Here is a 12,535-nt window from a genome sequence, read left to right as displayed (position 1 = left end):
GGGCGGTTCGGTGCTTCCGAGCGAATTCGAACTGACGGAAGCGTTCAACGTCAGCCGCATCACCGCGAAGCGCGCCCTCGATGAACTTGCTACTGAAGGCCTTGTTGAACGCGTGCGCGGGCGCGGTACGACGGTAACCGATCGTGCCGCCTCGCTGCTCGATGCGCGGCCGATCACCGCCAGCATCGACGGCTTGCGCGAGAACCTGACGGCGATCGGCCGTGAGACCTCGGTCGAGGTGATCGAATTCGGCTATGTACCGGCCACGGGTGTCGTGCGAGCGCGCCTCGAACTCGAGCCGAATACGCGCACGCAGCGCGCGGTGCGCGTTCGCAGTCTCGACGGCGAACCGCTGTCGCAATCGACGACCTACGTGCCTGAGCGGATCGGCCGGGCCTATGGCGCCAAGGATCTTGCGTCGACGCCGATCATCGATCTGATCGAGCGTGCCGGCGTGGTGGTCGGCGCGGCCGAACAATCCATCTCTGCGACGCTGGCGGATAGCCTTGTCGCGTCGCGATTGAAGGTAAGTGTGGGCGCGCCGCTCTTGCTGATGAAGCGATGTGTGAAGGACACGTCAGGTAAGCCCGCCCAATACATCGAAATTCTCTATCGGCCGGATCGCTTTGAGTACCGGATGTCGCTGACACGCGAACAGGCCGCCGGGCACGGACGTTTTGCGACCGCGGAAGCAAAGGACAATTCCGGAAGCAAGACCAAGCCGCCGCGCAAGCGGACAGGCACTACAAAGGGAGGAGGAGGGCGATGAGCAGGAGAACGATGCGGATCGGTTCGGGTCTGACACGACGGAATGTCGTGCTCGGCGCGGCTGGGGCAGCAGCAACGCTTGGCATGCCGGGGATTCTGACGGCGCAGCCGGCAAATCTGAAGATCGGCATCCTGCATCCCGTGACGGGCGGTCTCGCCTATGAGGGCGAGCAATGCCGGAAGGGTGCTTTGCTCGCGCTGGAAGAGATCAACGCGGCCGGCGGCATCAAATCGAAGGGCGGAGCGAAGATCGAGGCCGTCCTGGCCGACGCGCAATCGAAGCCGGATGTCGGCGCAGCGGAAGTGGATCGACTGGCCGAGGCGGGCGTGCTCGCAATCCAGGGGCCGTTCGCCTCCGGCATCGCGCTTGCGACGACGCAGGCTGCCGCCAAGCACAATCTTCCGCATCTGGTCGATGTCGGTGTCGTCGATCAGATCGTGACGCGCGGTCTACCGAATACGTTTCGTTTCGCGCCGGGATTCGGCAAGATCACAGGCTTTGCGCTCGATGCGCTGCAGAAAATCAACACAGACGCCGGTGGGGCAGCCAAGACCGCCTTCATCGTTCACGAAGACGGCGCGTTCGGATCGGGCATGGCAAAGCTGTTGAACGAGAAGTTGCCAGGTATCGGCATTCAGGTGATGCAGACGCTCAGCCATCCGTCGCCGCAGCGAGACTTCACCAACATCGCTCTGCAAATCCGACAAGGCAACCCCGACCTGATCATCCCGTCAAACTACAAGAATGAGTTTATCCTGATGGCCCGGACGCTGCAGCAGCAGCGCGTCCGTCCGAAGGCCGGCATCTACGCCCTGCTCGGTGGCGCGGCGTCGAACGTCGCGTTTGCTAAGCAGTATCCGCAAGCGGCCGAATACATCATGGACTGCAATCACTGGTACAATCCGACCAAGGAGCTGTCGAAGGTCTTTGCGAAAAAGGTCGCCGACAAGGGCTGGGACCTGACCTACGAACTGATGTTGAACTACTCCTGCATGCGCGTCCTGGCTGACGCGCTGGAACGCGCAAGTGAGCCGAGCCGCGCTGCGGTGACTGCCGCACTCGCGTCCTCGACCTACGGCGACCACATCATGCCCTATGGACCGACTAAGTTCGTCAACGGACAGAACGAGGGGGCGCAGCCAGCGAACACGCAGATCCTGAAGGGCAGCGTGGAGGTCATCTATCCGGCGGAGTTCGCGTCGGCCAAGGTGGCTTTCCCGATCCCGCAGGGCTGATCCGAAGAGCGGCCAGGAAGGCTCATGCTGGGCGGATTGCTTGTTCCGGCCGTAATCAACGGCCTGGCGCTGGGCGCGATCTACGCGCTCACGGCGCTTGGGCTAACGCTGATCTACGGCGTGCTGCACATCATCAACTTCGCGCACGGGAGCCTGCTGATGCTGGCGCTGTACGCCGCGCTTTTCCTCTATACGCTTGGTGGCGTCGATCCCTATGTCGCCATATTGGTCCTGATGCCGGCGTTCTTTGCGGCGGGATATGTCCTGCAGCGCCTCGTCATTCAGCCGGCCTGGCACGGTCGCGACGAAAACGTTCTCCTGGTCACGCTCGGCCTTGCCATCGTAATCGACAATCTTGCGCTTTGGCTCTGGACCTCGACCACGCGCTCGATCGACAGCCGCTATGCTTTCGAAGTCGTCGACCTTGGTGTGGCGTTCATTCCGATCGCCAAGCTGGTCGGCTTCTTCGGCGCGCTCGCCTTCGGCGCATTGCTTTGGGCGCTCATGACTTTCACCGATCTCGGCAAGGCCATCAGGGCGGTCGCGCGCGAGCGCGAAGGCGCCCGGCTCGTCGGCGTGCGCGTCGAACACATCTACGCCATGACGTTTGGAATCGGCACGGCCATGGTTGCTGCCGCGGCCTGTCTCTTGTTGCCGACGTTCTACGTCACACCGCAGGTCGGATACGCGTTCGTTCTTGTCGCTTTCACCACGGTCGTGCTCGGCGGAATGGGCAGTTTCCCCGGTGCACTGTTTGCCGGCTTGCTGCTGGGCGTCGTGGAGGCGTTATGCGGCCTCTATCTGGGTGAAAGTCTGGGTCAGATCGGCATCTTCGTGGTGTTCATCCTGATGGTGCTATTCCGCCCGACCGGTCTGTTCGGGGCGCGGGCATGAGCGGAAAGGCGGCAGGAAGCGTACTGCTCGCGGCGCTGCTCGCCGTGCCGTTCGTCGTCCAGTCCGAGTTCTGGCTTTCGTTCTGGTTGCTCGTGCTGATGTTTGCCTTCCTGGGACAGTCCTGGAACGTGCTTGGTGGCTACGGCGGCCAGTTTTCGTTTGGGCATGCGCTGTTCTTCGGTGGAGGTGCGTTCGGCACCGCGATCCTTCAGGTCAGGCACGGGATCAACGCCTATCTTGCCGGAGCGATCGCCATCACGCTGACGGCGATGGTTGGCGCCCTGCTGGGCTATCTCGTTTTCCGTTACCGGCTACGCGGGGCATATTTTGCGCTTGTCACGCTCGCCTTCGCCGAGGTGGCGCGCGTGTTGATCGCCTCATTCGAATATACCGGCGGTGGCTTCGGCATGCTGGTTCCGCTCGCGCGCGGCGCGGCGAACTTTCAGTTCGATGACCGGCGCATATTCTATCTGATCGCCTGGACACTGGTTGCGGGCGGATGCCTGATCGCGCTGTGGCTGGAGAATTCCCGCTTCGGCGCGCAACTGATCGCCGTGCGCGAGAATGAGGATGGCGCGCAGGCGCTGGGCGTCGATCCGGTTCGTACAAAGGTTCTGGCGATCGCGTTGTCGGCGGCCATGGCTGCGACCGTGGGTGTGTTCTACGTGCAGAACTTCCTGTTCGTGGACAGCCAGATCGCCTTTGGGCCGGGGATGTCGATCGAAGCGCTGCTGGTGGCCATCATTGGCGGGGTAGGTACGGCGTTTGGACCGCTCATCGGCGCGGTGGTGCTGCATGCGCTGGGTGAATTGGCGAAGCAGATCACCGGCAATGCGCCAGGACTAAATCTCGTCCTGTATGGCCTGCTGCTGATCGCGGCCCTGCGCTTTCTGCCGAGCGGCTTCGTAAGCGCTTTTGGCCGCCGGCCAAAGGCCTCGCCGGGAGCAGTCGATGCTTGAGGTGCGAGATCTGCGCAAGCGTTTCGGCGGGCTTTCCGCAGTCGACGGCGCGTCGCTCGATGTCGCCGAAGGTGAGATCGTTGCGCTGATCGGTCCCAACGGTGCAGGCAAGACCACGCTGTTCGCCTCGATCAGCGGGTTCGTTCGGCCCGATGCGGGAGCTGTGCGCTTCCTCGGCGCCGATATCGCCGGCGTGGCACCGCACCTGATCTGCGCGCGGGGCCTCGCGAGAACGTTTCAGATCGTGCAACCGTTCGAAAAGTTGAGCGTTCGCGAAAACATCGCAGTGGGCGCGCATCTTCACAGACCCGCGCGCCGGGAGGCACTGGCGCATGCGGAGGCTGTTGCGTGCCGGGTGGGGCTGGAGCGTCGCCTGGATCAGCCCGCAGCAAGTCTGACCGTTGCGGCGCGCAAGCGACTCGAACTTGCGAAGGCGCTTGCCACCGACCCGAAGCTGCTGCTGCTCGACGAAGTCATGGCCGGCCTCAATCCGACCGAGGTCGATGAAGTGGTCGCAGTCATTCGTGCTATTCGCGCAGACGGCGTGACGGTGCTTTTGACCGAGCATGTGATGCAGGCGGTCGTTAGTCTGGCCGAACGGGTCTATGTCCTGGCCAACGGCAGGATCATCGCGCAGGGAACCACCACAAGCGTCACGAGCGATGCCGCCGTGATCGAAGCCTATCTGGGGCGGGGTGCAGCCGAACGGCTTCGGAGCCGGCGGGAGGTGCGTCATGCTCCTTGAGGTCGATGGCCTGAAGGCGGGCTATGGTCTCGTGCCCGTCCTGCGGAATGTCAGTCTGCAAGCAGGACCTGGCGAAATCATCGCAGTGCTCGGCGCCAACGGTGCCGGCAAATCCACGCTCAACCGTATCCTGAGCGGTCTGTTGCGGCCGTGGGAAGGCGTTGTGCGTTTCGACGGCGTCGATACCACCGGCGCCGACGCGTCGCAGATGGTTGCTGCAGGTCTCATCCATGTGCCGGAGGGGCGGCGCGTCTTCCCGAACATGAACGTGCGTGAAAATCTCGAGCTCGGGAGCTATCGTCGGGGGCGCCAGGATCGTGCCCGCAATCTGGAACGGGTGTTTGGTATCTTCCCGCGCTTGAAGGAACGCGTGCACCAGCTTGCGGGCACGCTCTCAGGCGGAGAGCAGCAGATGCTCGCCATCGGACGCGGACTGATGGGAAACCCGAAGCTCTTGATCCTCGATGAACCTTCGCTCGGGCTCTCGCCGCTTCTCGTCGAGGAGATGTTCGGGTTGATCAGCCGGATTCGCGAGGAGGGGCCCGGCGTTTTGCTGGTCGAGCAGAATGTGGTGCAGTCGCTGACGGTCGCTTCGCGGGGCTATTTGCTCGAGAACGGCAGGGTCGCGATGGAAGGGGCGGCAGATTTTCTCCTCAACGATCCGGAACTCAAGAAAGCTTACCTGGGACTTTAGAAGATGATCGCACTGTCCGACCGATTGAAGCACAAGAACCTTCTCGTCGCTCCGGGATGCTACGATGCGCTTTCGGCGCTAATGATCGAGCGCGCGGGCTTCGAGGCCGCTTATGTCTCCGGCGCTTCCATCGCGTACACGCGTTTCGGCCGCCCTGATATCGGGCTCGTCTCTTTCAGCGAAGTTGCCGACTGTGTCGCGGCTATCGGTGATCGTGTCGGAATCCCGCTGATCGTCGATATCGATACGGGCTTCGGGAATGCGCTGAACGTCCAGCGAACCGTGAAACTTGTCGCGCGCGCGGGCGCATCCGCATTGCAGCTCGAGGATCAGGTGACGCCGAAGCGTTGCGGTCACCTGAACGACAAGCAGCTCGTTTCGACTGCGGAAATGGTCGGTAAGATCAAGGCGGCGCTGGATGCCCGACCGGACGACAAGGTGCTGATGATTGCTCGGACCGATGCGATCGCCGTCGAGGGTTTTGGCGCTGCGCTCGATCGCGCCGAAGCCTATGTGGAGGCCGGCGCGGACATCCTGTTCATCGAAGCGCCGTCTTCGGCGGAGGAACTCGCCGAGATCGGCCGCCGCTTCAAAGGCCGTGTGCCCCTGTTAGCGAACATGGTCGAAGGCGGGAAGACGCCGCTTACGGATGCCGCCGGTCTCGAAGCCCTGGGCTATGCCATCGCTATCTTTCCGGGCGGAACGGTCCGTGCGCTCGTCCATGCGCTTGCCGACTATTTCGACAGCCTCAAGGCGCACGGCACGACGGCCCCCTACCGCGAGAAGATGCTCGACTTCAAGGGTATCAATGATGTCCTCGGCACCGACGATATGCTGAGGATGGGGCGCCGCTATGAGTGAGATCGATCCTGTTACGCTGGCGGTGCTGAAGGGCAGGCTCGAGCAGATCGCCGACGAGATGGACGCGACGCTGTTCCGATCGGCGTTCAATCCGATCATTGCGGAAGCGCGCGATGCCAGCCACGGCCTCTATCACGCAAAAACCGGCGAGACGCTTGTTCAGGGCAAGGCGGGTCTGCCGATCTTCGTCGGCGCAATGGCGTTCGCGGTCCGCGCCGTGATCGAGAAGTCGGCGAAGCAAGGCGATCTTGCGGATGGCGACGTCTATATCTTCAACGACCCCTACGAAGGCGGTACGCATCTTTCCGACTTCAAGCTCGTACGGCCATTTTTCCGGAATGGGCAGGTGTTTTGCTGGCTCGCGTCGGTAGGGCATTGGCACGATGTCGGTGGAAACGTGCCGGGCAACTATAACCCGGTCGCGACCGAGAGCTTCCAGGAGGGAATGCTCATTCCGCCGGTCAAGTTGTTCGCCCGGGGCGAGTTGCGTTCCGACATCATCGACATCGTTACCGCCAACTCACGGCTGCCGAACAGCGCCTATGGCGACCTCAACGGCCAGATCAGTGCGCTGGATCTGGGAGCACGCCGGCTCGCCAGTCTGCTCGACGACTATGGGGACGAGACCGTTGCTGATGCCTTGTCGCAGTTGCGCGATCGCGCCGGCCAGCTGATGCGGGCCAGCATTGCCGAGCTCAAGGACGGCGTCTATTCGGCCGACGATTTTCTCGACAACGACGGCATTGTCGACAAGCCGCTCAGGATCGCTCTCGATCTCGCTGTTTCGGGTGAGACGATGACCCTGGATTTCTCGCGTTGCTCGCCCGCATGCGCCGGGCCGCTCAACATCTCGCGTTCGACCACGATCGCGGCCTGCTATGTCGCGCTCAAGCATGTTTTCCGTGACGTGCCCGCCAATGCCGGTGTCCTGGATCCGATCAGGTTCGTGATACCCGAAAACACGTTGCTTTCGGCGAGGGCGCCAAAGCCCGTCGGCGGCTATACCGAAACCATTCTTCGCATGATCGACACGGTGTTCGTGGCGCTGGCTCAGGCCTGTCCCGAACGCGTCAATGGCTGCGCATATGGGACGATCAACGCGCTTTCGCTGGCCGGACATCGCAAGAATGGCCAGCGGTGGGTGATGTTCTCGTTCTTCGGCGGAGGCCATGGCGGTCATCCGGAGGGCGATGGCCTCAATCACGGCAATGCGCCGATTTCAACGGCGACGATTCCACCGGTCGAGATTCTCGAGGCGGCCTATCCCGTGATGTTCACGCGCTGGGCGCTGCGGCCCGACAGCGGCGGAGCCGGCCGACACCGTGGCGGGCTTGGCGCCGTCTACGAGATCGAATTGCTGGAAGAGGAGGCCGACGTCTTTCTGTTCGGCGAGCGCGGACGCTACGCGCCGCCGGGCATCCTTGGCGGCGACCCCGGCGCGCTCAACCGCTTCACCGTGTTGCAGCGAGACGGCACAGAGGCGCATCCGCCGATGGCTTCGAAATGGGTCGGCGCCAAGCTCGCCAAAGGCGAGCGTGTCCGGCTCGAAACGCCGGGTGGTGGCGGCTACGGGCCCGCCGCGCAGCGTTCGTCTTCGGCCATCGAGCATGATGTTCGGAGCGGGTATGTCACGCGCGCTGCAAAAGGTGCGGCATGACGGGCAAGCTCATCGTCGGTGTGGACGTAGGCGGGACGTTCACCGATCTCTTCTTTCTCGATGAGGCCAGCGGGAGCAGCTGGATCGGCAAGGTTCCCTCCACGCGCGGGCGTGAAGCGGAGGGATTTCTGAACGGCGTTCGCGACGGAGCCGGCGAGCTGTCCCGGCTCGGTACCGTCGTTCACGGCACGACGGTCGGGACCAATGCGCTTCTCGAGCGCAAGGGCGGGAAGGCCGGCGTTATCGCGACGGAAGGCTTTCGTGACGTTCTGGAAATGCGCCGCCGCGATCGCCCGCAGACCTGGGGATTGTGGGGCCAGTTCGAACCGGTGGTCCCGCGCGAACGTCGCCTCGAGGTGCGCGAACGGACCTTGGCCGATGGTACAGTGCATACCGCACTCGATGCAGACGAAGTCATCGCTCGCGCGCGCGATCTGCTGGCGCTCGGCACCGAGGCCGTCGCCGTTACCTTCATCAACGCTTACGCCAATGCCGAGAACGAACGGGTTGCCGCCAAAGCGTTGAAGTCGGTCTGGCCGAACGCCTACATCAATATCTCGAGCGAGATGCTGCCCGAAATCCGTGAGTTCGAGCGCAGCTCGACCACCGCGCTCAATGCGTATCTGCAGCCCGTAGTCGCGGACTATCTGAACAGGCTGGAGGCCGATCTGGCCGCACAGGGATTCGACGGGCAGGTGCTGATCGTGCAGTCCAACGGCGGCGTCATGACCGTCGAGATGGCGAAGGCGCGCCCGGTGCGGACGGCGCTGTCAGGCCCGGCCGCCGGTGTCATAGCGGCGGCGCACATTGCCACGTCGGCCGGGTTTCCCAACGTCGTCACCGGTGACGTCGGCGGCACAAGCTTCGATGTCTCCCTGATCGCGGATGGGCAAACTGCGCTTGCGGCGCAGACCGCCATTGATTTCGGCCTCGTCGTGCGGACGCCGATGATCGAGATCACGACGATCGGGGCCGGCGGCGGATCGATCGCATCGGTCGACCGAGGCGGCATTCTGCAGGTCGGGCCGGAATCCGCCGGCGCCGTGCCCGGTCCGGTGTGCTACCGCCAGGGAAACGAGCGGCCGACGCTCACGGATGCCAATGTCGTTCTCGGACGCATCAATGCCGAACGTCCGATCGGTGGCGCGCTGACGCGCCTCGATACGGAGGCGGCGAGGCAGGCGATTGCGCGTCACATCGGCGACCCGCTGGGCCTCGACGCCATCGCCGCTGCGGAGGCGATCGTCCGGGTTGCCAACAGCCGCATGGCCGGAGCGATCCGTCTGGTTTCGATTGAGCGCGGCCACAACCCGCGAGATTTCGCGCTGATGCCCTTCGGCGGCGGCGGAGGTCTCCATGCGGGTGCGCTCGTGAGGGAGGTCGGTCTGAAGGCAGCTTTGATCCCACCCTATCCCGGCGTAACGTCGGCGCTCGGCTGCGTCATCGCCGATATGCGTCATGACTTCGTGCAGACCGTGAATCGGGCTCTCGCCGAGATCGACATCGCCGACCTCAATGCCGAGATATCCCGGGTGGCGGAAGAAGGAGCGCGATTGCTCGATCGTTCGGGAGTGGCGTTCGTGTCGCGTGACACGCTTGTCACCTTCGACATGCTTTATCTCGGGCAGACTCATACAGTCGCCGCGCCGATCGCATGGCAGGCGGGCCGGATGCTGGATGTCGGCGCAATCCGCGAGGCTTTCGAGCGACGATATCGCGAGGTCTATGGTCGTCTTCTGGAAGACATTCCAATCCGCATGCTCAATGTCCATGTCGCGGTGGTCGGATGCAGACCAAAGCTCGATCTTGCGGCGCTTGCGCCGTCGGACGGAAGCATTGCGGGGGCCGCGCAGGGCGTTCGGCGGGTCTATGTTGACGGTGCCTGGCAGGATGCAACCATTTATGCGCGGCGGGAGCTGCCCGTTGGGGCGACCATCCAGGGACCTGCCATCCTCGAACAGCAGGACACCACCGTTCTCGTCGAACCGGATTTCCAGGCGCGCGTGGACAGCCTGGGCAACATCATTCTCGAACGGCAGCATCCATGATCGATCTCGCGCGCCCGGAAAGCATCGCCCTGGTCCTTGTCGATTTGCAGCGTGATTTCATCCATCCGCACGGGGCCTACGCGCGTGGCGGCGCGACGTCTGCGGCGATTGCAGCCCTTCCCCAACGGCTGAAGCCCGTTGCTGACGCTGTCAGCTCGCGCGGCGGGTGGATCGTCTCGACCCATTTCACATTGGTTCCGGGCAAGGGCGGCGAACCGTTCGTCTCACCGCATCTGAAGGCGCTGCGGCCGTTCTTGCGGAAGGGGGATTTTGCGCCGGGAAGTTGGGGCCACGCCCTGGTCGATGAACTTCAGCCGTCGGATCTTTCGGTTGAAAAGATCGCTTTCTCCGCGTTCTACATGAGCCGACTGGAATGGGTTCTGCGCAAGGCCGGGATCGAAAGCCTGATCTTTTCCGGGATCGTTACCAACGGCGGTGTCGCCTCGACATTGCGCGACGCACATGTTCGCGATTTCCATGCGCTTTTGTTGGAAGACGGCTGTGCAGCGTTTTCGGAGGATGTCCATCGCACGAGCGTTGAAGCGCTTCGCTCAGTCGCCGACGTCACGACCTGCGCCGACCTTATTGCTCTCTTGCAGGCTGGCGGACGATGAGCGTCGAACGGGTCGCCTCTTTTAGCGCCCCCGCCCACGTGCATACGCTGGTGATCGGCGGCGGCGCCTGCGGCCTGACGGCGGCCCTGACGGCGCGGCGCATGGGCCGGGACGTGCTGGTGCTCGAGCGCGACGCTGTGCCGTCGGGCTCGACCGCACTATCGTCCGGGCTGATCCCAGCCGCAGGAACGCGCTTCCAGATCGCGAGGGGCGTCGCTGATGGCGCCGATCTCCTGACAGCCGATATCCTGCAAAAGGCGAAAGGGCGAACCGATGTGGCGATGGCGCATGCGGTCGCCTCCATGTCCGCCGATGCCATTCACGATCTTGTCGACCGCCACGGCGTGCAGTTCGAGCTGGTGGAAAGCTTTCTTTACCCGGGGCATTCGGTCGCGCGCATGCACGGCACGCCCAACCGCACGGGGCAGGAACTCATGGCGATGCTGGTTGCGGCAGCGGACAACGAAGGTCTGGACGTGCTGACCAACGCTGTCGCAACGACGCTGTTCGTCACGGCAGATCATCGCATCTGCGGTGTTGAAGTGAGGCGGCCCGGCGGCGCTCGCGAACGGATCGGGTGCCGGGCACTCGTTCTGGCGTGCAGCGGTTTCGGTGGCAATCAGCCGCTGGTCGGAAGGCATATTCCCGCGATCGCTGATGCGCTCTATTTCGGCCATGCCGGCAACCAGGGTGACGCGCTGCGATGGGGTGAGGCATTGGGTGCTGCGACCGCCGATCTTTCGGGCTATCAGGGTCACGGATCGGTCGCGCATCCGCACGGCGTGTTGATCACCTGGGCGCTGATGATGGAAGGTGGCGTACAGGTCAACGCGGCCGGAGTGCGCTTCGCCAACGAACATGCAGGCTATTCCGAACAGGCCGAATTCGTGCTGAGCCAGCCGGGCGGCATCGCCTTCAATATCTATGACGAGCGGCTGCACCAGCTTGGCATGGAGTTCGAGGATTACCGCAGCGCGGTCAAGCTTGGCGCCATCAAGTCCGGCGATGACGCGCAGGCGTTGGCGTATCAGCTCGGCGTGCCCGGGGATGCGCTTGCGAAGACCTTGCAGCACGTCGACGCTACCGCGCGAGAAGGAGCGGCCGATGCGTTCGGCCGCAGGTTCGATCCGGACAAGCGGTTGATGCCGCCGTATCGTGGCGTGCGCGTGACCGGTACCTTGTTTCACACACAAGGCGGTCTTGTCGTCGACCGACATGCGCACGTCTTGCGGGCCAACGGCGAGCGGTTTCCTAACCTCTTTGCAGGAGGTGGAGCCGCACGTGGCCTGTCTGGACCCGAGGCATCGGGCTATCTCTCCGGGAACGGCCTTTTGACCGCGGTGACACTTGGGCGGGCCGCCGGGTTTTCGGCGTCGTCGCTCAACTAGTGTCCCGAATCCGAAGTTCGCTATACTTTGCAGCGAGCTCAGAGCGAACTTCAGATTCGATCAGGACACTAGCAAGTTTATGATTCTAGTGTCGTTTATGGATCAGAAATTCGCACGATGGACTCGCGGCAACGATAGTGCGAATTTCTGATCCACGACACTAGCCTGACGTTTCGCGCTTCGCCGCCAGCCGCTTTTCCAGGTGCGGAACGAGTCCGCCGTCGGCGAGCATGTCGAGGAGAAAGCCGGGCAGGGGCTCACCGGCAAGTGTCGTCGCGGTCGTCTCGTTGATCACCCGGCCGCCGACGAGATCCACTGCGACGCGATCGTCCTGCCGGATCTGCTCCGTGGTCGGACACACCATCACCGGCAAGCCGAGATTGAGGGCGTTGCGAAGAAAGATTCCGCCAAAGGACTTGGCGACGACGGCTGATACGCCGAGGATCTTCAGCGCCTGCGCGGCCTGTTCGCGCGACGACCCCATGCCGAAATTTCGGCCGGCGACGACGACGTCACCGGCTCGCACTGTTTGTGCAAAATCCGGTGCAATGGCTTCCATGCAGTGGCGCGCAAGTTCCTCGACGGGCGCTTTCATGTACTTTCCAGGCGCGAGAACATCGGTGTCGATGTTGTCGCCGAAAACGAACGCACGGCCGCTCATGCAGGGTGTC

At 63.3% G+C, this 12,535-nt stretch carries 12 protein-coding genes; 11 read left to right on the top strand and 1 reads right to left on the bottom strand.

The annotated features are described in order from the left end of the window. From RCO31_RS30225 to RCO31_RS30175, 11 genes are all read left to right on the top strand, one after another. The coding region (locus RCO31_RS30225; RefSeq protein ID WP_308972038.1) for a GntR family transcriptional regulator at positions 1-769 on the top strand (769 nt) is incomplete at its 5' end. Beyond that, positions 766-2,004 carry an ABC transporter substrate-binding protein gene (locus tag RCO31_RS30220; RefSeq protein ID WP_308972037.1) on the top strand — a complete coding sequence of 413 codons (1,239 nt, stop codon included), beginning with the start codon at positions 766-768 and terminating at the stop codon, positions 2,002-2,004. The genes RCO31_RS30225 and RCO31_RS30220, both read left to right, overlap by 4 nt. 24 nt (positions 2,005-2,028) lie before the next feature. After that, entirely contained in the window at positions 2,029-2,898 is an 870-nt protein-coding gene (locus tag RCO31_RS30215) for a branched-chain amino acid ABC transporter permease (RefSeq protein WP_308972036.1), read from the top strand. Continuing rightward, positions 2,895-3,857 carry a branched-chain amino acid ABC transporter permease gene (locus tag RCO31_RS30210; protein ID WP_308972035.1) on the top strand — a complete coding sequence of 321 codons (963 nt, stop codon included), beginning with the start codon at positions 2,895-2,897 and terminating at the stop codon, positions 3,855-3,857. Before RCO31_RS30215 ends, RCO31_RS30210 begins: the two co-directional genes overlap by 4 nt. Then, the gene (locus RCO31_RS30205) at positions 3,850-4,602 is read left to right on the top strand and encodes an ABC transporter ATP-binding protein (protein WP_308972034.1); all 753 of its coding nucleotides are present in this window, start codon (positions 3,850-3,852) and stop codon (positions 4,600-4,602) included. The genes RCO31_RS30210 and RCO31_RS30205 overlap by 8 nt, the downstream gene beginning before the upstream one ends. Continuing rightward, complete coding sequence (locus RCO31_RS30200) at positions 4,592-5,296, top strand: ABC transporter ATP-binding protein (protein ID WP_308972033.1); 705 nt, start codon at positions 4,592-4,594, stop codon at positions 5,294-5,296. Before RCO31_RS30205 ends, RCO31_RS30200 begins: the two co-directional genes overlap by 11 nt. A gap of 6 nt (positions 5,297-5,302) precedes the next feature. After that, the gene (locus tag RCO31_RS30195) at positions 5,303-6,157 is read left to right on the top strand and encodes an oxaloacetate decarboxylase (protein ID WP_374991553.1); all 855 of its coding nucleotides are present in this window, start codon (positions 5,303-5,305) and stop codon (positions 6,155-6,157) included. After that, complete coding sequence (locus tag RCO31_RS30190) at positions 6,150-7,814, top strand: hydantoinase B/oxoprolinase family protein (protein ID WP_308972031.1); 1,665 nt, start codon at positions 6,150-6,152, stop codon at positions 7,812-7,814. The genes RCO31_RS30195 and RCO31_RS30190 overlap by 8 nt, the downstream gene beginning before the upstream one ends. Next, positions 7,811-9,862 (top strand): hydantoinase/oxoprolinase family protein, encoded by a 2,052-nt coding sequence (locus RCO31_RS30185; protein WP_308972030.1) that lies wholly within the window; start codon positions 7,811-7,813, stop codon positions 9,860-9,862. Before RCO31_RS30190 ends, RCO31_RS30185 begins: the two co-directional genes overlap by 4 nt. After that, positions 9,859-10,476 carry a cysteine hydrolase gene (locus RCO31_RS30180; protein ID WP_308972029.1) on the top strand — a complete coding sequence of 206 codons (618 nt, stop codon included), beginning with the start codon at positions 9,859-9,861 and terminating at the stop codon, positions 10,474-10,476. Before RCO31_RS30185 ends, RCO31_RS30180 begins: the two co-directional genes overlap by 4 nt. Further along, positions 10,473-11,864 (top strand): FAD-dependent oxidoreductase, encoded by a 1,392-nt coding sequence (locus tag RCO31_RS30175; protein WP_308972028.1) that lies wholly within the window; start codon positions 10,473-10,475, stop codon positions 11,862-11,864. Before RCO31_RS30180 ends, RCO31_RS30175 begins: the two co-directional genes overlap by 4 nt. 160 nt (positions 11,865-12,024) lie before the next feature. Here the strand turns inward: RCO31_RS30175 and RCO31_RS30170 are convergent, their stop codons facing one another. Next, the gene (locus RCO31_RS30170) at positions 12,025-12,525 is read right to left on the bottom strand and encodes a 3-isopropylmalate dehydratase (protein ID WP_308972027.1); all 501 of its coding nucleotides are present in this window, start codon (positions 12,523-12,525) and stop codon (positions 12,025-12,027) included. Positions 12,526-12,535: the final 10 nt, after the last annotated feature.

The organism is Bradyrhizobium sp. LHD-71 (assembly GCF_031157255.1).
Classification (GTDB): Bacteria; Pseudomonadota; Alphaproteobacteria; order Rhizobiales; family Xanthobacteraceae; genus P52-10.
Note: the sequence above shows the minus strand (reverse complement) of the source record. Positions and strands in the feature narration are given on the sequence as shown.

Coding starts and splice junctions, on each gene's coding strand:
- RCO31_RS30185 (WP_308972030.1), top strand. CDS start 7,811: ATGACGGGCAAGCTCATCGTCGGTGTGGACGTAGGCGGGACGTTCACC.
- RCO31_RS30200 (WP_308972033.1), top strand. CDS start 4,592: ATGCTCCTTGAGGTCGATGGCCTGAAGGCGGGCTATGGTCTCGTGCCC.
- RCO31_RS30180 (WP_308972029.1), top strand. CDS start 9,859: ATGATCGATCTCGCGCGCCCGGAAAGCATCGCCCTGGTCCTTGTCGAT.
- RCO31_RS30190 (WP_308972031.1), top strand. CDS start 6,150: ATGAGTGAGATCGATCCTGTTACGCTGGCGGTGCTGAAGGGCAGGCTC.
- RCO31_RS30205 (WP_308972034.1), top strand. CDS start 3,850: ATGCTTGAGGTGCGAGATCTGCGCAAGCGTTTCGGCGGGCTTTCCGCA.
- RCO31_RS30170 (WP_308972027.1), bottom strand. CDS start 12,525: ATGAGCGGCCGTGCGTTCGTTTTCGGCGACAACATCGACACCGATGTT.
- RCO31_RS30215 (WP_308972036.1), top strand. CDS start 2,029: ATGCTGGGCGGATTGCTTGTTCCGGCCGTAATCAACGGCCTGGCGCTG.
- RCO31_RS30220 (WP_308972037.1), top strand. CDS start 766: ATGAGCAGGAGAACGATGCGGATCGGTTCGGGTCTGACACGACGGAAT.
- RCO31_RS30210 (WP_308972035.1), top strand. CDS start 2,895: ATGAGCGGAAAGGCGGCAGGAAGCGTACTGCTCGCGGCGCTGCTCGCC.
- RCO31_RS30175 (WP_308972028.1), top strand. CDS start 10,473: ATGAGCGTCGAACGGGTCGCCTCTTTTAGCGCCCCCGCCCACGTGCAT.